At 63.1% G+C, this 20,620-nt stretch carries 19 protein-coding genes and 1 tRNA gene; 9 read left to right on the plus strand and 11 right to left on the minus strand.

Annotation, left to right across the window (positions count from 1 at the left end; all coding sequences use genetic code 11):
• Nucleotides 1-62: 62 nt before the first annotated feature.
• Entirely contained in the window at nucleotides 63-620 is a 558-nt protein-coding gene (locus tag ACYQ00_RS09065) for a DUF2148 domain-containing protein (RefSeq protein WP_460031815.1), read from the minus strand.
• 140 nt (nucleotides 621-760) lie between these two features.
• Between ACYQ00_RS09065 and ACYQ00_RS09070 the strand changes: the two genes are divergently transcribed.
• Nucleotides 761-1,729, plus strand: coding sequence for a chromate resistance protein ChrB domain-containing protein (locus ACYQ00_RS09070; protein WP_460031816.1), 969 nt, complete (start codon nucleotides 761-763; stop codon nucleotides 1,727-1,729).
• Here ACYQ00_RS09070 and ACYQ00_RS09075 read toward each other — a convergent pair.
• The 3 genes from ACYQ00_RS09075 to ACYQ00_RS09085 form a co-directional block, all read right to left on the minus strand.
• The gene (locus ACYQ00_RS09075; protein ID WP_460031817.1) at nucleotides 1,716-2,036 is read right to left on the minus strand and encodes a DsrE family protein; all 321 of its coding nucleotides are present in this window, start codon (nucleotides 2,034-2,036) and stop codon (nucleotides 1,716-1,718) included. The two genes, ACYQ00_RS09070 and ACYQ00_RS09075, sit on opposite strands and share 14 nt — an antisense overlap.
• 60 nt (nucleotides 2,037-2,096) lie before the next feature.
• Nucleotides 2,097-2,792 carry a nitrite/sulfite reductase domain-containing protein gene (locus ACYQ00_RS09080; protein WP_460031818.1) on the minus strand — a complete coding sequence of 232 codons (696 nt, stop codon included), beginning with the start codon at nucleotides 2,790-2,792 and terminating at the stop codon, nucleotides 2,097-2,099.
• A gap of 72 nt (nucleotides 2,793-2,864) precedes the next feature.
• Entirely contained in the window at nucleotides 2,865-3,863 is a 999-nt protein-coding gene (locus tag ACYQ00_RS09085; RefSeq protein ID WP_460031819.1) for a diguanylate cyclase domain-containing protein, read from the minus strand.
• A 211-nt stretch (nucleotides 3,864-4,074) separates the two neighbouring features.
• Here ACYQ00_RS09085 and typA point away from each other — a divergent pair, with 211 nt between their 5' ends.
• The 5 genes from typA to ACYQ00_RS09110 all read left to right on the plus strand — a co-directional run bounded on the left by typA (nucleotide 4,075) and on the right by ACYQ00_RS09110 (nucleotide 9,314).
• A complete protein-coding gene (typA, locus tag ACYQ00_RS09090) occupies nucleotides 4,075-5,916 on the plus strand; it encodes a translational GTPase TypA (RefSeq protein WP_460031820.1) in 1,842 nt (613 codons plus the stop codon).
• Nucleotides 5,917-6,138: 222 nt separating this feature from the next.
• The gene (locus ACYQ00_RS09095; RefSeq protein ID WP_460031821.1) at nucleotides 6,139-6,867 is read left to right on the plus strand and encodes an amino acid ABC transporter ATP-binding protein; all 729 of its coding nucleotides are present in this window, start codon (nucleotides 6,139-6,141) and stop codon (nucleotides 6,865-6,867) included.
• 87 nt (nucleotides 6,868-6,954) lie between these two features.
• Complete coding sequence (locus ACYQ00_RS09100; protein WP_460031822.1) at nucleotides 6,955-7,770, plus strand: ABC transporter substrate-binding protein; 816 nt, start codon at nucleotides 6,955-6,957, stop codon at nucleotides 7,768-7,770.
• A 135-nt stretch (nucleotides 7,771-7,905) separates the two neighbouring features.
• Nucleotides 7,906-8,607, plus strand: a complete 702-nt coding sequence (locus ACYQ00_RS09105; protein ID WP_460031823.1) for an amino acid ABC transporter permease — start codon at nucleotides 7,906-7,908, stop codon at nucleotides 8,605-8,607.
• Between the two features lie 11 nt (nucleotides 8,608-8,618).
• Nucleotides 8,619-9,314, plus strand: a complete 696-nt coding sequence (locus ACYQ00_RS09110) for an amino acid ABC transporter permease (protein WP_460031824.1) — start codon at nucleotides 8,619-8,621, stop codon at nucleotides 9,312-9,314.
• A gap of 100 nt (nucleotides 9,315-9,414) precedes the next feature.
• Here the strand turns inward: ACYQ00_RS09110 and ACYQ00_RS09115 are convergent, their stop codons facing one another.
• Entirely contained in the window at nucleotides 9,415-10,296 is an 882-nt protein-coding gene (locus tag ACYQ00_RS09115; protein WP_460031825.1) for an RDD family protein, read from the minus strand.
• A 306-nt stretch (nucleotides 10,297-10,602) separates the two neighbouring features.
• On the opposite strand from ACYQ00_RS09115, the gene ACYQ00_RS09120 reads away from it, so the two are divergent.
• Nucleotides 10,603-12,192, plus strand: a complete 1,590-nt coding sequence (locus ACYQ00_RS09120) for a hypothetical protein (RefSeq protein WP_460031826.1) — start codon at nucleotides 10,603-10,605, stop codon at nucleotides 12,190-12,192.
• A gap of 136 nt (nucleotides 12,193-12,328) precedes the next feature.
• On the opposite strand, the gene ACYQ00_RS09125 is transcribed toward ACYQ00_RS09120, so the two are convergent.
• From ACYQ00_RS09125 to ACYQ00_RS09150, 6 genes are all read right to left on the minus strand, one after another.
• Nucleotides 12,329-12,925 (minus strand): flavin reductase family protein, encoded by a 597-nt coding sequence (locus tag ACYQ00_RS09125; RefSeq protein ID WP_460031827.1) that lies wholly within the window; start codon nucleotides 12,923-12,925, stop codon nucleotides 12,329-12,331.
• Nucleotides 12,926-13,388: 463 nt separating this feature from the next.
• A complete protein-coding gene (locus tag ACYQ00_RS09130) occupies nucleotides 13,389-16,004 on the minus strand; it encodes an AAA family ATPase (RefSeq protein ID WP_460031828.1) in 2,616 nt (871 codons plus the stop codon).
• 9 nt (nucleotides 16,005-16,013) lie between these two features.
• Nucleotides 16,014-16,790, minus strand: coding sequence for a hypothetical protein (locus tag ACYQ00_RS09135; protein WP_460031829.1), 777 nt, complete (start codon nucleotides 16,788-16,790; stop codon nucleotides 16,014-16,016).
• Between the two features lie 23 nt (nucleotides 16,791-16,813).
• Nucleotides 16,814-17,023, minus strand: a complete 210-nt coding sequence (locus ACYQ00_RS09140; RefSeq protein ID WP_460031830.1) for a hypothetical protein — start codon at nucleotides 17,021-17,023, stop codon at nucleotides 16,814-16,816.
• 396 nt (nucleotides 17,024-17,419) lie between these two features.
• Nucleotides 17,420-17,495 (minus strand) — tRNA-Ala (locus ACYQ00_RS09145).
• A gap of 16 nt (nucleotides 17,496-17,511) precedes the next feature.
• The gene (locus tag ACYQ00_RS09150) at nucleotides 17,512-19,089 is read right to left on the minus strand and encodes a glycosyltransferase family protein (protein WP_460031831.1); all 1,578 of its coding nucleotides are present in this window, start codon (nucleotides 19,087-19,089) and stop codon (nucleotides 17,512-17,514) included.
• 36 nt (nucleotides 19,090-19,125) lie between these two features.
• Here ACYQ00_RS09150 and ACYQ00_RS09155 point away from each other — a divergent pair, with 36 nt between their 5' ends.
• Both ACYQ00_RS09155 and ACYQ00_RS09160 read left to right on the plus strand, forming a co-directional pair.
• Nucleotides 19,126-19,725, plus strand: a complete 600-nt coding sequence (locus ACYQ00_RS09155) for an SAM-dependent methyltransferase (protein WP_460032502.1) — start codon at nucleotides 19,126-19,128, stop codon at nucleotides 19,723-19,725.
• Nucleotides 19,726-19,773: 48 nt separating this feature from the next.
• Nucleotides 19,774-20,520, plus strand: coding sequence for a YebC/PmpR family DNA-binding transcriptional regulator (locus ACYQ00_RS09160; RefSeq protein ID WP_460031832.1), 747 nt, complete (start codon nucleotides 19,774-19,776; stop codon nucleotides 20,518-20,520).
• Nucleotides 20,521-20,620 lie beyond the last annotated feature (100 nt).

A 20,620-nucleotide genomic window follows, 5' to 3' on the forward strand; every position in this document is an offset into this window, starting at 1 on the left:
TTTGGGAAAGGGGAGCGCGAGGGGAAGAACCCTTGCCAACGGGTTTTCCCCTCGCATCTTCCTTAATGCTTGGCGGCGGCCACGGCGCGGTCGTGGAAGGGGGACTTGCCATAGACGCCCAGGGGAATGCCCATGACCACTTCGGCGTTGATGTAGCCCAGGGCGCGGGCCGTGGCGCCCACTCGCTGCTGGACGCGGTTGTCGATGGACAGGATGCTGGCCGACTTGGCCGCAGAGGCCAGGGCCGCGCCCACGTCCATGAGCCGCATGGCGCAATGCGGGCCAGCGTAGCCCATTTCCTTGTCCTGCGCCTGGCGAGCCTGGACGAATTCCTTGCAAGTGGCAAAGCCGCAGGCTCCGCAGTCGTAGCCCGCAGCGGTGAACTTGGACAGGCCGATGAGCAGCACGGCCTCGGCCTGGGCGCAGTTGGCGGCGTCGCGGTTCCAGAAGGCCTCATTGGTGGACTCCGGCGCATAGGCGGCCATGCGTTCGGCAATCTTTTTCAGGTCTTCGGGGTTGTCGATGATGATGATCTCCAGAAAATCCTTGCCCCCGGCCTTGGGGGCGGTGCGGGCGGCAGCAGCCATGAGCTGGGCGGCGAGGGAAGCGGCAGGGTGCATGAAGGCTCCTTTGGTGTGATGCCAATTGTTATGTTTATTGGGATTATTTACTTTCAATTGCTATATACGCATGTGGGCTTGCCGTGTCAATTGGCATGTTGTACGTTGCCTTGATCTGGCAATTGATCGAAGGAGTGACCATGACCCATCCCTGGCTGCTGTGCATTCACAATATCCCTCCCAAGCCGGCCTATTTGCGGGCAAAAGTTGCCAAGCGGCTGGCAGGGCTCGGGGCTGTGGCCCTCAAGAACGCCGTCTACGCCTTGCCGGATACGGCCCAGCATCGCGAGGATTTGGGCTGGCTGGTGCGGGAAATCGAGGACGGCGGTGGCAAGGCCTTTGTGGTGGAGGCGGCCTTTGTGGCCGGCCTGGAAGACGCCCAGGTGCGGGCCCTGTTCCAGCAGGCCAGGGAGCAGGACTATGCGGCCCTTCTGGCCCAGGCCAGGGGAGTGGAGCAGGGGCTGGCGGCGCTGGCGCCGGACATCGCCGCACGCAACCTGGCCGAATTGCGCCGACAACTGGCTGAGATTCGGGCCGTGGACTTTTTCAACGCGCCGGGGGGCGATGTGGTGGAGGGGCTGGTGGCAGGCATGGGGGCCCGGCTGCGGGAGCAGGGGGAACGGGCCGTGCTGGCGGCCGGGGAGGTGGCGCGGTCACTGGAAACCTTCCAGGGCAAAGTCTGGGTCACCAGGGCCGGCGTGCATGTGGACCGCATGGCCTCGGCCTGGCTCATCAGAAGATTCATCGACCCAGACGCGGCCTTTGCCTTTGTGGAAACGGCCACGCACTCGCCGGCCCCGGGGGAGGTGACCTTTGACATGCAACAGGCCGACTTCACACATGAAGGCGAGCGTTGCACCTTTGAAACCTTCATCCTCCGCCTGGGCCTGCACGACGACGCCCTGGCCCGTCTGGGCGAAATGGTTCACGACATCGACCTTCGCGAGACGCGCTACGGCCATGCGGAAACCCCCGGTCTGGCCGCGGCCCTGGCCGGCATTGCCCTCAGGCATGCCGGGGATCAGGACCGCTTCCAGGCCGGGGGCGTGGTGCTGGATGCGTTCTATGAGGCGTTGCGGCTGAAGGTGCCCGGCATCAATAGGAAATGATCTTGTCCGCCTTCTGCATCTGTTCGTACAGGAACTTCATATTGGAAAGCTCAACGTGTTCTATTGCGTCCATCCCGTGGACGCCCATGCATTTGCCTCAGGCGGCGAGGACGCCCTCGCTCAGGACAAAAAGCTTGGCCTGCTCGGCAATGGGAAACTCCGGACTGTCGCCTTCATAGAGTGAGACGGCAGAGCCATTGAGAAAAACGCACACATCCTCGCCCTCGTTGAGCAAGAAGTTGCCAAACCGCAGGGCATTCCATTTGATTTCAGGGTCGTTGCTGGACAGGATCAAGAGCACGTGCATGGTCGATACTCCAAGAGTGTTTGCATCGACATACTCTATGAAAGCAGTGGGGTAAAGGGATTAGCCAAGCGGGGGCACTCCCAGCGCCTCGCAGATGGCCGGCAGCCCTTGTTGCTGGATAAACCGGGCCACACGGACCTTGCCCACGCAGGTGGCGGCATAGTGGTCCAGGAATCGGCGAACCACATCCAGCGTCTGCGCATCCGGCAGATTCCTGGCCAGCAGATCGGCCACGCGGGGTTTGGTGCCGCTGTTGCCACCGACATACACATGCCAGCCATTGCGCCGGCCCACCAGGCCGATGTCCCGGACCTGGCTTTCCGCGCAGCAGAACGGGCAGGCAGACACCCCCAGCTTGACCTTGGCCGGAAACTGCCGCCCAAAGACCAGCGCCTCCAGCTCCTTACCCATGGCCAGGGAGTCCTGGACGGCATGGCTGCAGTGCGCGGTGCCTGGGCAGGCCTGCACGTAATTGCGGCAGAAGGTCGTGCCTGAAGACCCAAGGGCTTCCCGCAATGGCTCAAGCTGTCCCTCCGGGATGCCCAGGAGGATGAAGCGCTGCCCCGAGGTGATCTTCAGCGTTTCCACGCCATGGGTCGAGGCTGCGTCGGCAATGCGACGCAGTTCGTCCGGGGTGATCAGCCCCAGGGGCGCGCGGGGTTTGATGGCCCAGGTGGCTGGATCGCGTTGCCGGATGGCGCTCTGCGTGGGGGCCTGTTCGCAGGAGGGGAGGGGAGATGTGGCAGGATGTTGCATGGCGGCTCCTTTCTTGCTGCATGTATCGGAGCCGAACGTAAGGCAGAGGCGGGCGGTTGGCCTTGATGCATGTCAAGGGTGTGCAGGAACCGTTGCCACTTGTTCCGCCAGCTTGATGCAGTTGCGGCCGGCGTGCTTGGCGGCGTAGAGGGCGTTATCCGCGGCGCGGATCAGGGCGGTTGCGTCGGTGGCAGGATCGGGGAGCACGCAGGCCACGCCGATGCTCACGGTAACCAGAGGATGCACCGGGCTGCTGGCGTGCGCAATTTCCAGCTCGGCCACCAGATCCTGGATGTGCCGGGCAATGGCCAGGGCGCCGTCGGGTTCGGTGTTGGGCAGCAGGGCCACAAATTCCTCACCACCAAAGCGGGCGGCGAGATCCGCCGGGCGGTTCATGGAACCGGCCACGGCCTTGGCCACGGCGCGCAGGCAGGCATCGCCCTGCAGGTGGCCGTAGGTATCGTTATAGAGTTTGAAGTGGTCGATGTCGATCATGAGGAGGGAGAGGGGCGTCTGCTCGCGCCGGGCGCGCAACCATTCCGCGGCAAAGACCACGTCAAAGCGGCGGCGGTTGGCAATGCCCGTCAGGCCGTCCAGGTTGGAAAGCAGTTCGAACTTGTTCTTCAGGGCTTCCAGTTCACGTTCGCGGGCCTTGCGGTTGTCCGTCTCCTCCTTGAGCCGCAGGGCGGCCTTGACCCTGGCCCGCAACTCCAGAAGATTGATGGGTTTGGTCAGATAATCGATGGCCCCGGCGTTGAAGCCCTGCTCCAGGGTTTCCTTGTCGTCTGACGCGGAAATGAGGATGACCGGGATGTCCTGCAGGCGGGGGTCGTCCTTGAGCAGACGGGTGGCCTGAATGCCGTTCATGTCCGGCATGTTGATATCCATGAGGATGAGATCAAACGCCGGCTGTGCGGCAGGGGAATCAGCCGCTTCCGATTTTTCCAGCAGAGCAAAAGCGTTGCGCACGTTTGGCGCCACCACGATCCCTTCATAGCCCGCCTTGGCCAGACAATGCTCCAGCTGCAGGGCGGCAACAGGGGAATCGTCTACAATCAGGATGCGTCGCATGGAAAACCCGGGGAAGAGGGTGGTAAGATTCCGTAATATCGCATAGTTGAGGGGTCGAGTCAATGGGTTTGCACAAAAGGGGGAAGACGGCTCGGAAATCCTCGGGACAAAGTCCTAGGCAAGCGCGGCAGATCCTGGTAAAGAAGTCGCGCACATTCGACCTTAGTCTCCCACATTTCTTCCATCCGTATCTCTTGCAGGAGCACACCCCATGCAGGCTTCGCGCCGCAATGCCGCCATTCGCAATGTTGCCATCATCGCCCACGTCGACCACGGCAAAACCACTCTTGTGGACGCGCTGTTCAAACAATCCGGCCTGTTCCGCGAAGGCCAGGCCGTGGACGACCGGCTCATGGATCGCCTGGAACTCGAACGCGAGCGCGGCATCACCATCGCGGCCAAGAACTGCGCCGTGACCTGGAACGACATCAAAATCAACATCATCGACACCCCCGGCCACGCCGACTTCGGCGGCGAGGTGGAACGCGCCCTCTCCATGGCCGATGGCGCCATCCTCCTGGTGGACGCCGCCGAGGGCCCCCTGCCGCAGACCCGGTTCGTCCTGCGCAAGGCCCTTTCGGCCCATCTGCCGGTCATCGCGGTCATCAACAAGATCGACCGCAAGGACGCCCGCGCCGACGAGGTCCTTAATGAGATTTATGACCTCTTCATCGATCTGGACGCCGAAGAGGAACAGCTTGAATTCCCGGTGCTGTATGCCATCGGCCGCGAAGGGCTGGCCAAGCGCAGCCTGGAGGGCGAAGAGACCGACCTTTCCGCGCTCTTCGAAACCATTCTGACCCACATCCCCCCGCCAGTCTGCGAGCCGGACAAGCCTTTCCAGATGCTCGTTTCCGACCTGGGCTACTCCGATTATCTGGGCCGTCTGGCCATCGGCAAGGTCTTTTCCGGCATGGCCAAGGCCGGGGCGGAACTGGCCTGCATCCCCGAATCCGGCCAGCCCAAAAGCCTGCGCGTCACCAAGCTGCAGCAGTGCCACGGCCTGGGCTTTGTGGACGCCACCGAGGTGCAGGCAGGGGACATCGCCGTCCTGGCCGGCATCGAAGACGTGATGATCGGGGACACCATCTGCGCCAAGGATACCCCCGTGGCCCTGCCGCGTATTCGCGTGGATGAACCCACCGTGGCCATGCAGTTCATGCCCAACAACTCGCCCTACGCCGGCCGCGAAGGCCAGCATGTGCAAAGCGCCAAGATTCGCGAACGGCTGGTGCGCGAAACCTTGCGCAACGTGGCCATCCGTCTGGAAGAAGGGGAAGGCAAGGACGCCATGCTCGTCAAGGGCCGCGGCGAATTCCAGATGGCCATCCTCATCGAAACCATGCGCCGCGAAGGATTTGAACTCACTGTGGGCCGGCCGCAGGTCATCCTGAAAACCATCAATGGCCAGCTCCACGAGCCCATCGAAAAGCTGTACGTGGACTGCGACGAAGCCTTCATGGGCGTGGTGACGGAAAAGCTCTCCCAGCGCAAAGGCCGCATGACCAACCTGGTGAACAAGGGCACCGGCCGCGTGCGCATCGAGTTCTCCATCCCCTCCCGCGGCCTCATCGGCTACCGCGACGAGTTCCTCACCGATACCAAGGGCACCGGCCTGATGAACTCCATCCTGGATGGCTACGAGCCCTACCGCGGCGAGTTCCCCACGCGGTTTACCGGCTCGCTGGTCTGCGACCGCCAGGGCGCGGGCGTGGCCTATGCCCTCTTCAACCTGGAGCCGCGCGGCGAACTGTTTGTGGAGCCTGGCAATCTGGTGTACGAAGGCATGGTGGTGGGGGAGCACAACCGGGAAAACGACATCAACGTCAACCCGACCAAGGAAAAGAAGCTGACCAACATGCGGGCCTCGGGCAAGGATGAAAACGTCATCCTGACCCCGGTTCGTCCCATGACCCTGGAGCGGGCCTTGCACTTCATCAAGGAAGACGAGCTGGTGGAAGTAACGCCGCAGTCCATCCGCCTGCGCAAGGCCGAACTCTCGGCTGCCAAACGGCACATGCTGGAAGGCGCCAAGAAGAAGGCCGACAAGTAACCGCACGCAGTATTGGCATCTCGATATGGATGAGACAGGGGGCGGGGCAACCCCTGCCCCCTGTCTTGACTTCGTCACAATTCCCGTCCATACCATTTTGAAGCCAACGGACAGCGATTATTTTACAAAATTGTCAGCAGCCCTGGCTGCATCCCAGGCCAGGTGACGATTTCCGGATCGTCCAGCCCTGGGGCATGATTCCCAAGGAGAAAGGCCCGTCCCATGGCCATGATTGAAATCAAAGCCTTGAACAAATGGTACGGCGAGTTTCACGTACTCAAAGACGTCTCCGAGACCGTGGAGCAGGGAGAGGTGCTGGTCATTTGCGGCCCCTCCGGCTCGGGCAAGAGCACGCTCATCCGCTGCGTGAACCGACTCGAAGAGTACCAGAAAGGAACCATCCTCATAGAGGGCAAGGACATCCACGATCCTGACGTGGACGTCAACGAATTGCGAACCCACATTGGCATCGTGTTCCAGCAGTTCAATCTGTACCCGCATCTGACTGTGCTCAAGAACATCACCCTTGCGCCCATCAAGGTCAAAAAAGTACCCCGGGCCGAGGCCGAAGAGGTGGCCCTCTCGTTGCTGGAACGCGTGGGCATCCACGATCAGGCTCGCAAGTACCCGGCCGAACTTTCCGGCGGCCAGCAGCAGCGCGTGGCCATTGCCCGGGCCCTGGCCATGAAGCCCAAGATCATGCTTTTTGACGAGCCCACCTCCGCGCTTGATCCGGAAATGATCAACGAAGTCCTGAACGTTATGAAAGATCTGGCCCGCGACGGCATGACCATGCTGTGCGTGACCCACGAAATGGGCTTTGCCCGCGAAGTGGCGGACCGGGTGATCTTCATGGATGGCGGGCAGATCATTGAAGAAGGCGCTCCGCAGGACTTCTTCTCCAATCCCCGGCACGAGCGCACTCAGGCGTTCTTGCGTGAGATTTTATAAGGCGCGGCCGGTGCGCGCAGCGTCCGCTGCGGCGGCTGGCCAACGGCGGCTTCGGACCGCCCGCACGTTTACGATCAGGAGGCTTCGATGCGCAATGTGATGAAACCGGTGGTTCTGACCCTGGCCACGCTCGTGGTGGCAGTGCCGGCTGTTGCCGGCAAACCGGAGAGCATCAAGGCGGCCGGCGTGCTCAAGGCCGGCGTCAAGGACTCCCAGGTCCCCTTCGGCTATGTGGATGAAAAGACCAGCAAGATCGTGGGCTTTGAAATCGATCTCATGCAGGCCCTGGCCGACAAGCTGGGCGTGAAGCTGGAAACCAAGCCCGTGACCTCCTCCACCCGCATCCCCATGCTCACCCAGGGTGACATCGACATCATCGCCGCCACCATGACCCACAAGAAGGAACGCGAAGATCAGGTGGACTTTTCCATCACCTACTTCCAGACCGGGCAGAAACTGCTGGTGAAGAAGGACGGCGGCGTGAAGTCCGCGGCCGATCTGGCCGGCAAGAAGGTCGGTTCCGCCAAGGGGTCCACCTCCGAGCAGAACGTCAAGAAGGCCCAGCCCGAGTGCACCGTGGTCTCCTTTGAAACCTACCCCGAAGCTTTCCTGGCTCTCAAGCAGGGCAAGGTCGTGGCTGTGACCACTGACGAATCCATCCTGCTTGGTCTGAAGAACAGCGACGAAAAGCCCGGCGACTATGAAATCGTGGGTGACTACATCTCCCCCGAACCCTATGGCCTGGGTATTGTGGAAAACGATTCCGACTTCCGCGACTTCGTCAACCTGACGCTGATGGAACTCTGGGAAACCGGCCAGTTCCAGACCATGTACAACAAGTGGTTCGGCAAGGACACTCCGAACTACATCCCCCTGAACTGGAAGCTGGAACTCTGGCCCTAACCGGCGCCAGAGGGATCACCTTTCAGGCTGCACTGCATTGTCGCAGGGCCGGAACACGCTTTCCGGCCCTGCCTCACCGTCCGCCGGGGCCCGTACTGGCTGCTGCCGGCGTACTGACTGCGAACGAGGCACGACTTGTCCTACACGTTTGACTGGGGGCTCGTGGTATCCGGCGAATACGGCCAATGGATGCGCGAGGGCCTGATCACCACCCTGCAGATTTCCGGCATCTCCATCGTCGCCTCGCTGCTGCTGGGCACGCTGGTGGCGGTGCTGCGTCTGTCGCGCATCAAGCCGCTGGTCTGGGGCAGCGCGGCCTTTACGGAATTCTTCCGCAACACGCCGCTGCTGGTCCAGATTTTCTTCTGGTACTTCGGCTCATATTCCGTGCTGCCGGACTTCGTGAACCAGTGGCTCTATCAGCAGAATTTCGAGTTTGCCGCCGGTGTCATCGCGCTCACGGTGTACACGGCCGCCTTTATTGCAGAAGATATCCGCTCCGGGGTGTTTGCCATTCCCAAGACGCAGCTGGAGGCCTCCCGGGCCACGGGCCTGTCCTTCCTGCAGGCCATGCGGTTTGTCATTCTGCCCCAGGCGTTCCGCATCATCATTCCGCCGCTGATTTCCCAGTTTTTGAATCTGGTGAAGAACTCCTCCCTGGTTATGGCCGTGGGGGTGATGGAACTGACGTACATGGCGCGGCAGATCGAGTCGTACACCTTCCATGGCCTGGAATCCTTCACCGTGGCCACGCTGATGTACCTCTCCATCTCGCTGATTATTTCTTTCGCGGTCAACATGTACAATAAACGCGTGCTCAAGATCGTGCCGCGATAGGGAAGAGTGGAATGCGCTGGGACGTCGTCACCAACAACTTGCAGTATCTTTTGCTGGGAGCCTGGCCCAATGGGGAGCTGGGCGGCCTGGCCATGACCATTGTGCTGGCCCTGGGCGGGATCTTCGGGGCGTTTTGGCTGGGGCTGTTTGTGGGGCTGTTGCGCATGTCGCCCTCGGGCTGGTTCAGGTGGCCGGCCTTGGCCTACATCGAAATCATCCGCGGCACGCCGCTGTTGATGGTCATTTTCTGGTTCTATTTTCTGGCTCCGGCGCTCCTGGGGCACAGCCTGCCCGGTGCGCAGAGTGCGCTCATTGCCTTGATCGTGTTCACCAGTGCCTACATTGCCGAGATCATCCGCGCCGGCGTGCTTTCCCTTCCCAAGGGCCAGCTGGAAGCCGCCCGTTCCACCGGACTGACCCGGGGCCAGGCCATGCGCCACGTCATTCTGCCGCAGGCCCTGTTCAACATGATCCCCTCCTTTGTGAACCAGTTCGTCAGCCTGACCAAGGATACCTCCCTGGCCTTCATCATCGGCGTGAACGAACTGACCAAGGCTGCCACCCAGGTCAACAACCGGACCATGAACGCGCCAACGGAGATCTTCATCGCCATCGCGCTGCTGTATTTTGGCATCTGCTACGTGCTCACCGCCTTCTCCCGCCGGCTGGAAAAAAAGATGGCCCGCTATCAGGCCCGGGGGCGGTAGGCGGGATCAAAGAAAATCGGGAGAAAGCCTGACGAGGCATTTCTCCCGAGCCGGTTCCCAATGCGCCTCCTTCTGCGTGAAGCAGGCCGGGCATCCTGAATTATGAACTCCCTTGCTGCGGCAGCCGCTGCAGGGCCTGCGTCAGTACGTCTTCCAGGAAAATGAGCTGTTGGTATTGCACCGGTGCAGGCAACTGCAGGGCCAGGGCGATGTTGCCGCTCAGGCGCGAGGCCAGGGCCTCTTGCTGCGGTTGTGTCAGGCGGTCCCAGCGTTCCAGCAGCATGATCATGGCTTCCAGGTCTGCACTGCGCAGCCGGTCCAACCGGGCTGCCTCCACGGGGAAGCGTAGCGCCTCCGCCGGCCGGGCCAGCAGATGCTCGCACAGGCGGACTGGCGAGCGCTCCCGATGCCGGCCCTCCTGCACCACCACCGTCCCGGCGAGCATGTCCCCCAGTCGTTGATTGCGTCCGGAAAACACGGGCACCAGCCAGAGCAGCACCAGTTCATCGAACACACGGCACAGGGTGCGCACGAGTGCGGCGGAAAAGGTCAGGGGCCGGCCGTCTGCCATGACTGCCCGCACTCCCAGCAGCCGTTTGCCCACCGTACGGCCACCCATCCAATACTCCTGCACAAAGAAATAGAGCAGACCGGTGAGGACCCAGGCCAGCGTCACCCAGCCGGCCAGGGTGGCGAGCATTCGCACGGGGACGTCAAAATCACCGAAAAACGCCTCGCCCAGCATTTCGAAGGTCAGCTCCAGGGCCAGCTCCTGTTGGATGGCCAGTAGAAAAGCCCCGCCGGCCAGTATCCAGAAGAGCATGGCGTGGAGCAGAGTATCAATCCACCAGGCGAAGAATCGGGAGCCCAGGCCGGCCAGCATGCCGGCCTGGAGAAAAGCTGGCGCATTGTCAGAGCCTGGAGTGGAGCAGGCTGTCAGCGTTGCCATATTGGGGGCGGGTTCGGCGATACTGGGATGCATGATGGCCCTGTACCCAAGATCGCCCGTCCCTGCAAGGCGAGGGGCAGGCGGGACGGGCAAGGTCCAGCGGTGGAGCCCGCGGGATGAGAATTCGGAGTTTTTCAAGACAAAATCATGAAACAATCTATATTAAATCAACATTACAGATAGTTCAAAAAAGTATTGACGAAATACGGTGACACATTGATAGTGCAACATCATTACATCGTGGATATCGCCAGAGGAGCAGGGAGACGTGGGTGGTAAGGGGGCCGATGTCCGCGCTTGCGTTCACCGGGGACTATTTATGTGACATTGGAGGGGATCATGCGTGTGGTGAAGCTTTGCTGTGTGCTGCTGCTCCTTGGCTTGCTCGCGGGCTGTGGCAAATCCATGGAAACTGCCCGTCAGCTCGCAGCGCCGAACCTGTATCAGGAAGTAAAGTATGAAAACGCCGCCCAGGTGGGCCCGACAGTGGCCGTGGTGCCGGGGACCATATCGACCTACAGCTACGAGTTCATGACGCGCATCAAGCCGGAAACCTTGCGGGAATATGGCGAGCTGGAGCTTGGCAAGGCCAATTTCCGGGTGATGGAACGGTCCTCGCTGGACAGTATCTACCAGGAGATTGCCCTGGCGGCGAACATGGGCGACGGGTCCATGGCGGCCACCTTTGCCAGGCACGATCTGACGCCGCCGCAATGGGTCGTCATGTTCAACATTGCGGACGTGAAATTCGAAACCACTGATTTCAGTTATGCCGACAAGGACTCCACGCGGTTTGCCGGGGCGCTTGTGGGCAGCTTCTTTGGCAGCGCGGCCCTTGGCCAGGGGGTGATCGGCTCCATCAGCAATGCCAAGGAGACGCGCCACTGGAATATTACCATGGCCTATCGCGTGCTTGATGGCGCGACTGGGCGCAAGCTCCATGAAGGGAATTTTACCGAGCAGGCCACCATCATGCGGGAGCTGACCGGCTTTTTGGGGGTGGACTCCTCCCTGGCGGGCGGGCTGACCCTGAGTACCGTGACCCAGCGTCTGGTCCAAAAGGCCGTGCAGGACATGGACAGGCAGCACAAACTCCCCTTTCTGGCCCAGGCGGCCACCCAGCCGGAACCCCAGGCCCCGCCCCCCTCGGGCAAGCGCGGCAAGTCCCCCAAGACTGCGCAAGCCGGCAAGGGCGGCAAGGCGGGGAGTGTGGAGCAGACTGCCCGGCTCGCGGCACTGCAGGCTGAACAGGCCCGGCCGCAGGTGGCCTGTTCCCGGCAGCGTCTTGGCGGCTTCATGTGCGATATGCCCGATGCCTGGTCCTTCAGCGCGCCGCCCAGCGCCCTGGAAGTGGCCCTGACCAAAAAACCGCAACTCAAAAAGATGATTGAAAGCAGCCAGCGTGGCAAAAAATCCGACTTCATGGATGCCATCATCGCCTTTGAGATCTTGCGCACGGCCGGTCCGCTGGTCACATTGAGTGAACCAAGTTCCCCCTTGGCGCGCATGGGCAAGATTCTTGCCGTGGATGGCAGCGGGGTGGAGGGCCGGGTGCTGGTGCTTCCGGGAGCGGGGAGTGAGTTTTCGCCAGAAAAGCTGACCGAGGCGGTGGTCGGCCATATGCGCGATGCCGTGGTCGTGGAACCTCTGGCCGTGGAAACCGTAGCCGCAGGTGCAGGCCAGCGCAGTATTGGCGTGTACAAGTACATTAAGGTCGACCGTCGCCGGGAGGCTGTGGAACAGGAATACGGCATCGACGAAAACTCGATGATAAAGGACAAGATCATCTCCACGCCGCATTACTATAATATGGCCATGTCCGTCATTCCTCGCGGCAACGATCTGCTCATGGTCATCATCATCGCACCAGAGTCCCGTTTCCTGGAGCATCTGGAAGGCGTGAAAGCGGTGGTGGCTTCGGCGGAATAAGGCCGGGCAAGGGCTGCGGATTGTGCAACGCCGGGGCGCACGGTTGGCGCCCCGGCGTCCTGTGTGCTGCCCTGCGGGTTTTCAAATCCGGCATGCCCCTGCCCGGTGCAGCATGCGGGTGACTGTGCGGAATCCCTCAGCGGCCCTGGCGTTCTTTTTTTAGGTCGGCGCCGATGCGCCAGCAATCGCCCACGGGCTCGGGGCGCAACCCCCAGTACTTGCGGCTGTTCATGTCGAAGAGCAGGGGCCGGATTTTGGCCAGATCCAGCTTGCCGCCGGTCAGTGCCTCCTCGCGGGCGTGGGTTTCCATGATCTCGCCGATAAAAACGTGATACCCTTTGACTTCATAGGTATCCACCAGTCGGCATTCCATGCACACCGGGCATTCCTCGATCATGGGAGCCCCGGGAAGCTCCCCGAAAAACAAGGTGAACAGGCTGGACTTGTCCTCCTTGGCGCCACTGACCACACCGCAGTAATCGGTTTCGCGGATCATGGCCTCGGAGGGAACATTGACGCTGAATTGCCCGTGCTCGCGGATGCCTTGCGGGGTGTAATGCCGTCTGGCCATCGCCACGGAGATGAGCTCCCGCGAGCCTTCCGCCCCGGGGCCATAATTCAGGATGCCGATGTGTGCGATGGTGTTGAAGTTGGGTTTGCCATTGACCATGGCCCCCACCAGCACGGTGGGTGTGGGGTACAGGGCATTGACGCCGCCAAGTTTGGTTCGCATGGACCCTCCCAAAAAGCAGACAAGGTGACGGCAGGGGCCAGGAAGCAGCCCTGCCAGTGTGCATGGTGGATGCAGGTCGGATCAACACGCTGTGCCGTCTCGGATGATGGCGCGGATGTCCGCCCACCACAAGAGCCCATGACGCCACATATGCTCCGGCAGGCCCGGCCATCGCGCCCACGGCACGTGGCACGGCTCGTCTTGACCATATGCACGCATGGATTCCGGGATGGCATCCTGCCAGCACGCGAGGTGATCAGTATGAAATATGGAAGAAATCCTGAAGCCGGACAAGGGCAAAAACTGTCGTTTATTTGCCTAATCCTCTAACACTCGCCCCCCCAGGCCGGGGGCGTGGGGCGTTTGTGTCAGCGGTGTTGGTTCGCTGCAACAGCAGGACGCGACCGGCGGCGTCCTCGATGAAGGCCCGGCGCCGGGACGGGGAAGGGCGGAGGCAGCACTTTCATCGCCCCATCCCATCCAGCAGCTGGCGCAGTTCCTCGCCCGAGAGTTCCTGGCGGGCTACCAGGGCTGTGGCGATGTGTTGCACGGTGTGGCGCTGGTCCCGGATGGTGTCCCGGGCCTGGGTGTAGGCGTCGGCCAGGAGCTGCTCGGCCTCGCGGATGTCGTCGCGGGTGGGCGTCTCCCGCCAGCAGAGGCGTTGGTCGCTGCCCAGGCCCAGCCGGCAGACCATGTCCAGGGCCAGGGCCATGGCCCGGGCCAGGTCGCTGGCGCTGCTGCCGCCCGCGCCGGCGCCCACGGCTTCGGGGCCGTAGAAGACCTCCTCCGCCGCCCGGCCGCCCAGGATGGTGGTGATGAGGGCCAGATAGTCGGCGCGGGTGCGCACGGAGGTGTCCGGATCGGGCTGGGCGGCCATGAAGCCCAGGGAGCCGTCGGGCCGGGGCACGATGGACATGTAGGCCACGCCGCCCAGGGCGCCGTTGGAAGTGAGCCGGAGCACGGCGTGCCCGGCCTCGTGGATGGCCACACGCCGCAGGCTCTCCCCGCGCAGGGGGCGGGCAAAGTCGTTTTCCAGCGGGCGGTTGTAGAGCTCGGCCAGCAGATCGTCCTGGCACAGGGGCCGGCAGGCCAGCCTGGCCCGGCGCAGGGCCCCGCGCACGGCCAGGCTCACGTCGGCACCGGTCTTGCCGAAGGCCGCCTCGGCCAGGGGGCGTAAGGTCAACGTGGCCCTGACGGTTTCGGGCACTTGTTGACGTTCCAGATAGTAGGCGAAGATCTTCTCCAGGGCGTCCATGGTGGGCAGGGAGACTTCCACCACCCGATCCAGCCGGCCAGCGCGGCGCAGGGCCGGGTCCACCCCGGCGACGTGGTTGGTGGCGGCAATGACGAAGACCTTGTCCCGATCCGAAAAGCCCTGCAGCTCAGCCAGCAGGGCATTGACCACCTGGGTGTGGTAGGCGGCGTTGGAGCCGCTGAAACTCTCGCGGCTGCCGATGGAATCCAGTTCGTCAATGAACAGGATGGAAGGCGCAAACCGCCGCGCTTCCTGAAAGTCCCTGGCCATGGCCGAAAGGTGGTCGTTCAGGTAGCCGGCCATCTGCCAGGCCGTGGCCGACGACTCCAGAAAGTGCACGCCACAGTCCTTGGCGATGGCCCGGGCCAGGGAGGTCTTGCCGCAGCCGGGAGGCCCCACCAGGAGCATGCCCCGGTCCACCATGGACCAGGCGATGTCCCCGGCCAGGGCGGACCGGATGTCGGCGATGAGCTGCTCCGCCCGCACCTTGGCCTCGCCCAAACCGCAAAGATCTTGAAGGGATGGTCCATGTTGCGGGGTGAGCCGGGTCAGGCGTTCCTCCACCCGCTGCGCCAGCAGGGCGAAGGCCTTGGCCGGATCGGTTTCCAGGCGGGCCACCCGGGCCAGATCCACGGGCAGCACGTAGCGAATCCAGGTGGGCGGATCCTCATGCTGTGGCGGATCGGCCTCGAAGATGGCAGCGAAAAGCCGGCCAAAAATCTCCCAATCGACGCGCGGCAGGGCAATATCCCACTCCGTCAGGGCGTGGATGGCGTCTGGCAGGGCCTTCATGGAGGTGCAGGTGATGAGCACGGCATGCTCGCCGCTGGCCAGGTCATGGGCCACACGCTCGGCATCAGCCAGGCGTGGGTAGGCGGTCATGGACAGAACCACCAATGAGGCCCGGCTGGGACAGGGCAGCTGCAGCACCGGCTCGGTGGGGCCCAGGATGGTGGCGTTGACCAGCGGCAGGCGGACATCCTGTTGCAACAGACGAAGCAGCGGCTGCTCGGCAAAGGGGATGTCCGTGGTCAGGGCCACCACTTCCCGGTCGGCCATGCGCGCCGCCAGCCAGGAGAGGCCGCGCCCCAGGGGGACGCGGGGCGCGCCTGTTTCCACCGGCAGCAGGCCTTCGCGCTCCAGGGCCACGTCCAGCAGCACGGCCATGGCCCGGCCCAGGGGATCGGCGATGTGGCGGCGGGGCGGCGGGGCAGTTGGGGCGCTTGAGGATGTCTGGACGGGCGCAGACTGGAAAGCCCGCTCCACCTCGCCTCCAAACACAGCCACCGGGGCATACCGGCCGTCAGTGCGTTCCTTGAGGTACAAGAGAATCCCAGCCGCGGGCTCCTCCTCGTCCATGACCAGGAGCGGCACAAGATTGTATGCATCCGAGGCGAAATCCTTCAGCAACACCGTCACCTGTCGTGCGCCCCGGTCCGCGGTGTCGGCCTCCTGGGGCAGAAAATAGCGGATGGCGGCATCAGGACGCTGACCAGACAGGGAGGTCTCCGGCTCCAACGCCTCGGGATAGTAGCGGGCCAGGGGCGAATACAGCAGCAGCCAGGGATGACGCCGGGCGGCGGCCCGGAAGTCTTTTGGCATGAGGAAGGGCGTTTTTCGACCTTGAAAGTCAAGAATGCGATCCAGGACCATCCGGCTTTGCCCGGCGGCGGCCTGGGTCACCTCCTCCCGCGCCGTCAGCAGGGCCTCCAGGGCGAACTGGCCCTTTTCGTCCACTTCAAGGGTACGATAAATGGGCGCCACGGCGGCCGGCAGGCCGTTTTCCACAAAACACTGCAGCAGCGTGCATTCCTGGGTGCTCACGGGGGGATCCTAAAGGGCTGGGGGGGAGGGGAGCTGATGCAGATCCGGGTGAAAATCCGGCGGCACGGGCAGGTCTTCCAGCAGCACGTCCTCGTCGCGCAGGGCCAGCTGGCCCAGGGTGAAGGGCTCGGGCGCGCCCAGTTCCTCGTTATAGAGTTCCATGGGCATGGGCGCGACGACGATGTCTGTGCGGAAGAGGGCGTCCTTGAAGAGCACCGTGGCCGTGAAGCGGTAGAAGTTGTCTTCGTCCAGGCCATGGAAGGTCAGGGGAATGAGCCGCTCGTGGACGGCGTCCTTGTCCGCCTGGGTGGCCTGGGGCAGCCAGGTGATGTCCTCGGGCCGCTCCACGATGTTGAAGGCCCCGAGCTGCCCGCGCACGAAGTGGAAGAAGAATTTCACATACGAGGGCAGGGTGGCCGGTTCCAGGCGGATGGGCAGGCGCTCGTTGAAGGCGTAGATGGGCGCGTTGGTCCAGTCCAGCAGGGTGGCCTCGCCCTCCATTCCGTCCGGCCCCAGGAGCAGATGCACCACCCGCGGCGTGGCTTGCAACGCCTCCAACACCTCGGCATCCTCACGCGCTTCCATCCCGTCCGCGGCTTCCGCCGCCTCCGGCATCACCGCCGCCACCGGTACGGCCAGCAGCCGGCAGCCCGGATAAAACGACGGCGAGGCCGCCAGCACCGGCGCCTCGGGCCGGAGCACAAGGTCATCCAACAGCGGCGCGCAACGATCCACCAGCGCCGCAGTGTCCTCCGGCGCGAGGGGGGAGAAGGTCAGGTCGTGCATGGGATGGTCCTGGGAGATGGGGGTTACCGGTTGGCGGCCTCTTCGATGGCAGCGCTCCTCAACGCAGGCCAGGGCGGCCGCAGCTCGCATCGGAGCCGGTCCGGCCACTTCTCGCCAGGGCGGATGTCCTGGACATCAAAGAACGGGGTGAAGGAGTCGTCAGGAAAGAGACCGTTGTATTCACGCAGCAACACCTCCACAAGCTCGCGAAACCGTCCGGCTGCATTGTCCATGCGGGCACGCTCCCGGCGCGTAAGGGTATGCAACCCGTGCATGAGGCCAGAAAATGAGATATGCCTGGGGGAATGGATTTGCAAGACATTCTCAGGCGCTGCGACGCGTTGCGGCCCCAGGGCCACAGGCGCCGTGAGTCAGCCAAACTCCCGGCATCCGGGCTGACGATCCTCCACGAAATCAGATGGGTATTCCTATCCTCAAGAGAATGTCTGATCCCAGCTCGATTTTCACGTTGAGGCATCAGGGATTGTTTGCATGTAGTATAATGTTTTTATGCTGCTATACCAGCCTGATAGAATATAAAACTCAAATGGTGCAAAAAAAAGCGCATGGAGCTGTTCGCACACCAAAAAAAGGGCCTGGATCTGTGACCCAAGCCCTTGAAATACTTGTGGTGGAGACGAAGGGATTTGAACCCTCGACCTACGCGTTGCGAACGCGCCGCTCTCCCAGCTGAGCTACGTCCCCACTGCAAAGAACGGTCTTATATGCCCTGCGGCGACGAATGGCAAGCGGATTGTCTGGGCCGGGGGGGGTTGGAAGTGCAGGTGTCCAGGATGGTGGCCAGGCGGTGGGTGTAACGGTGACGGGAGGTGATTTCCTCGCGCCAGGCCCGGCGCAGGGCGGCGGTCTCCCGTGGCTGGGCGGACAGGAGGTTGACCAGGGCCGGGATATCCGCGGCCTTGGAAAAGCGGATGGGGCGGACGAGATCTTCAGGAAAGAGGGAAAGCCCGGCGTGGGCGTCGGTGACCAGCAGGCCGCCGGCCAGCCAGACGTCGAAGTGTCGCTGGGTGCAGCCGGCGGGGAGCAACAGGTTCGTTGAGTTGAGCACCCAGGCGGCGTCGCGGTACAGGCGGGCCAGGGGGCCGTAGTAGTCCACGGGCGGGTGAAGGCGCAGGGTGGGATGCCCGGCAAGGACCGTGGCCCAGGCGTCATCGCCCATCACCGTGAGTGACCCGGCCTGCAGGGCCGCCTGCAGACAGCGCTGTCGCCAGAGCAGGCTCGATTCGGCCGCGCCCAGGCCGGCCTGGCGGATGGCCGGGCCGGGCCAGCGGTCAGTGATATGTAATTGATTGATCCACCACCACAAATCAGGGCGATCTCCCGCTTCCAGCATGGCCTGGGCTGCCTCAAGCAGACCGGGCGGCAGGCGCTGGCTGGCGAAAAAGGCGTCCCGGCCAGGGAAGGCAGTGCGTCCGACGAAGAGCCCGTGCTCTGCCAGCGCTGGATCTGGCGCGCCCTGGGGCGCAAACCCTTCGGGCCAGCCGGCCAGGGGCAGATGGACCACGTGAGTCGCGCCCTGACGTTGCAAATCCTCCACAAAGGTATGATCCGTGACGAACAGATGCGCCGCTTTCCACCAGGGGCCTTTGCAGCGCGAGAGGATGTGCCAGGGCGTGTCCACGCACCAGATGGCCACGGGCACGCCGGCGGCGCGCAGGAGATGAAACGCCTCACCCCAGGGGTCCAGGCCACGGGCATTCACGCTCAAGAACAGGGAGGGCCGGGTCTGGCGCAGCAGCAGCTGCACGGAGTCTGCCGGCGGGGCCAGGGCAAAGCCGAGCCGGGCGATGGCGTCCGCCAGTTCGCGGTGGAGCAGCTCCTGCTCCGAGCCGGGGAGGGCGATGGTGGGCACAGTGGTGGCGGGAGGTCCTGGGGGCAGATTCTGAGAGAGCCGCTCCAGCGTGAGCCGGGCCAGAATCGGTTCCCAAAAGGAGGGGAACAGCCGTGCCGCGGGGCGATATCGCAGTATGCTGGCCCCGGCGGGGATGGATGCCGGTTCGACGGGCGTCCAGTGTGCGGGCCAGGCCTCGCGCCAGCCCGCGGGCATCTGACGCAGGAAGTCCGCACTTTCCACCACCGCCGCAGGCATGTTCCGCAGCGCGGCCGGCAGGGCTTCCAGGGCGGCCTGGGGATTGGGGCCCAGGCTGAGCAGCAGCAGCGGTCCCGGCCCGGCCAGGAATTCGTACTGGTCCGGCGTGTCCAGCAGGGTCCGGGGTGCGCCCAGCTCGTCGAGGATGCGGTGGCGCGCGGGGCGCGGTGGACGTTGCAGTTGCGGCATGGGATGAGTATGGAGAAGCCCAAGGACGATCGCAAGATGAAAAAATATCAGGACCACTACTTCAAGAAGGCCAAGCAGGAGCAGTACCCGGCGCGCTCGGTGTACAAACTCAAGGAAATCCACAATCAGCTCAAGATCTTCGAACGCGGGCAGCGGGTCATGGACCTGGGCGCGGCCCCAGGCTCCTGGACGCTGTACGCCGCGGAACAGGTCGGTCCTTCGGGCTTTGTGCTGGGCGTGGACCTGCAGGAAACGGGCACGGGCTTCCCGCCGCAGGTGATTTTTCTACAGGATGACGTGTTCGAGCCCTCGCCGCGGCTGCAGGAACTCATTGTCGCCAACGCGCCCTTCGACGTCATCATCTCGGACATGGCCCCCAAAACCACGGGTGTGAAGTTCGCGGATCAGGCCCGGTCCCACGATCTGTGCCTCGCAGCCCTTGCCTTGGCCCGGTCCCATCTGGTACATGGCGGACGCTTTGTGGTAAAAGTTTTCATGGGGCCGGATTCCAAGGCCCTGCAGCAGGACATGCAGCAGTCCTTTAAGACCGTGAAAATCCACAAACCGAAAAGCTCACGCAGCGAATCGAAAGAAATTTTTTTCGTGGGACTGGATTTTCAGGGCGCACCGGCATGACTGCCGGCGCGTCCTTTTGTGCAGCCTTTTTTATTCTGAGGAGCAGCGATGGCCGGCCATAGTCAGTTCAAAAACATCATGCACCGCAAGGGCCGTCAGGACGCCAAACGCGGCAAGGCCTTCACCAAGGCGGTCAAGGAAATCATCATCGCCGCCAAGACCGGGGGCGATCCCGCGGGCAACCCCCGCCTGCGCGCCGCCCTGGATGCCGCCCGCAAGGTGAACCTGCCCAAGGACAAGATCGACACCGCCATCAAGAAAGGCACCGGCGAGCTGGAAGGTGGCGATCTGCAGGAAGTGACCTACGAAGGCTACGGCCCCGGCGGCGTGGCCCTGATGATCGAAGCCGCCACGGACAACCGCAACCGCACCGTGGCTGACGTCCGCCATATCCTGGCCAAGCATGGCGGCCAGATGGGCGAAGCCGGCTGCGTGGGCTGGATGTTCAACAAGAAAGGCGTGTTCGTCTTTCCCAAGGAAAAGTATACCGAAGACCAGCTCATGGAGATCGGCCTTGAGCATGGCGCCGAAGACGTGGTGGACGACGGCGACGCCTGGGAAGTCCACAGCACCCCGGACACGTTCGATGCCCTGCAGGCCGCTTTTGAAGCCGCCGGCATGGAAGCCGAACGCGCCGAGCTTTCCATGGTGGCCCAGAATACCGTGGAGGTGGATGTGGAAACCGGTCGCAAGCTCATGCGGCTGGTGGACGCCCTGGATGACAACGATGACGTGTCCAACGTCCATTACAACTTTGACCTGCCCGAAGAACTGCTGGCCGAGATGGCCGGGTAGGGCGCGGGACGATGATGACGGCCTCGGGGGAACCCCTTTCTGATGAAAGGCTCTTCCCCCGATCCCCGTTCCTGCGCATGCGGCTGGCGCCGTACACTGT

This window comes from Megalodesulfovibrio paquesii (genome assembly GCF_054653055.1).

Excerpts from the sequence above, each read along its gene's own strand:
- typA (WP_460031820.1), top strand. The coding sequence starts at position 4,075 with ATGCAGGCTTCGCGCCGCAATGCCGCCATTCGCAATGTTGCCATCATC.
- ACYQ00_RS09065 (WP_460031815.1), bottom strand. The coding sequence starts at position 620 with ATGCACCCTGCCGCTTCCCTCGCCGCCCAGCTCATGGCTGCTGCCGCC.
- ACYQ00_RS09110 (WP_460031824.1), top strand. The coding sequence starts at position 8,619 with ATGCGCTGGGACGTCGTCACCAACAACTTGCAGTATCTTTTGCTGGGA.
- ACYQ00_RS09100 (WP_460031822.1), top strand. The coding sequence starts at position 6,955 with ATGCGCAATGTGATGAAACCGGTGGTTCTGACCCTGGCCACGCTCGTG.
- ACYQ00_RS09140 (WP_460031830.1), bottom strand. The coding sequence starts at position 17,023 with ATGGACAATGCAGCCGGACGGTTTCGCGAGCTTGTGGAGGTGTTGCTG.
- ACYQ00_RS09095 (WP_460031821.1), top strand. The coding sequence starts at position 6,139 with ATGGCCATGATTGAAATCAAAGCCTTGAACAAATGGTACGGCGAGTTT.
- ACYQ00_RS09135 (WP_460031829.1), bottom strand. The coding sequence starts at position 16,790 with ATGCACGACCTGACCTTCTCCCCCCTCGCGCCGGAGGACACTGCGGCG.
- ACYQ00_RS09125 (WP_460031827.1), bottom strand. The coding sequence starts at position 12,925 with ATGCGAACCAAACTTGGCGGCGTCAATGCCCTGTACCCCACACCCACC.
- ACYQ00_RS09160 (WP_460031832.1), top strand. The coding sequence starts at position 19,774 with ATGGCCGGCCATAGTCAGTTCAAAAACATCATGCACCGCAAGGGCCGT.
- ACYQ00_RS09080 (WP_460031818.1), bottom strand. The coding sequence starts at position 2,792 with ATGCAACATCCTGCCACATCTCCCCTCCCCTCCTGCGAACAGGCCCCC.
- ACYQ00_RS09085 (WP_460031819.1), bottom strand. The coding sequence starts at position 3,863 with ATGCGACGCATCCTGATTGTAGACGATTCCCCTGTTGCCGCCCTGCAG.
- ACYQ00_RS09070 (WP_460031816.1), top strand. The coding sequence starts at position 761 with ATGACCCATCCCTGGCTGCTGTGCATTCACAATATCCCTCCCAAGCCG.
- ACYQ00_RS09155 (WP_460032502.1), top strand. The coding sequence starts at position 19,126 with ATGAAAAAATATCAGGACCACTACTTCAAGAAGGCCAAGCAGGAGCAG.
- ACYQ00_RS09150 (WP_460031831.1), bottom strand. The coding sequence starts at position 19,089 with ATGCCGCAACTGCAACGTCCACCGCGCCCCGCGCGCCACCGCATCCTC.
- ACYQ00_RS09120 (WP_460031826.1), top strand. The coding sequence starts at position 10,603 with ATGCGTGTGGTGAAGCTTTGCTGTGTGCTGCTGCTCCTTGGCTTGCTC.
- ACYQ00_RS09115 (WP_460031825.1), bottom strand. The coding sequence starts at position 10,296 with ATGCATCCCAGTATCGCCGAACCCGCCCCCAATATGGCAACGCTGACA.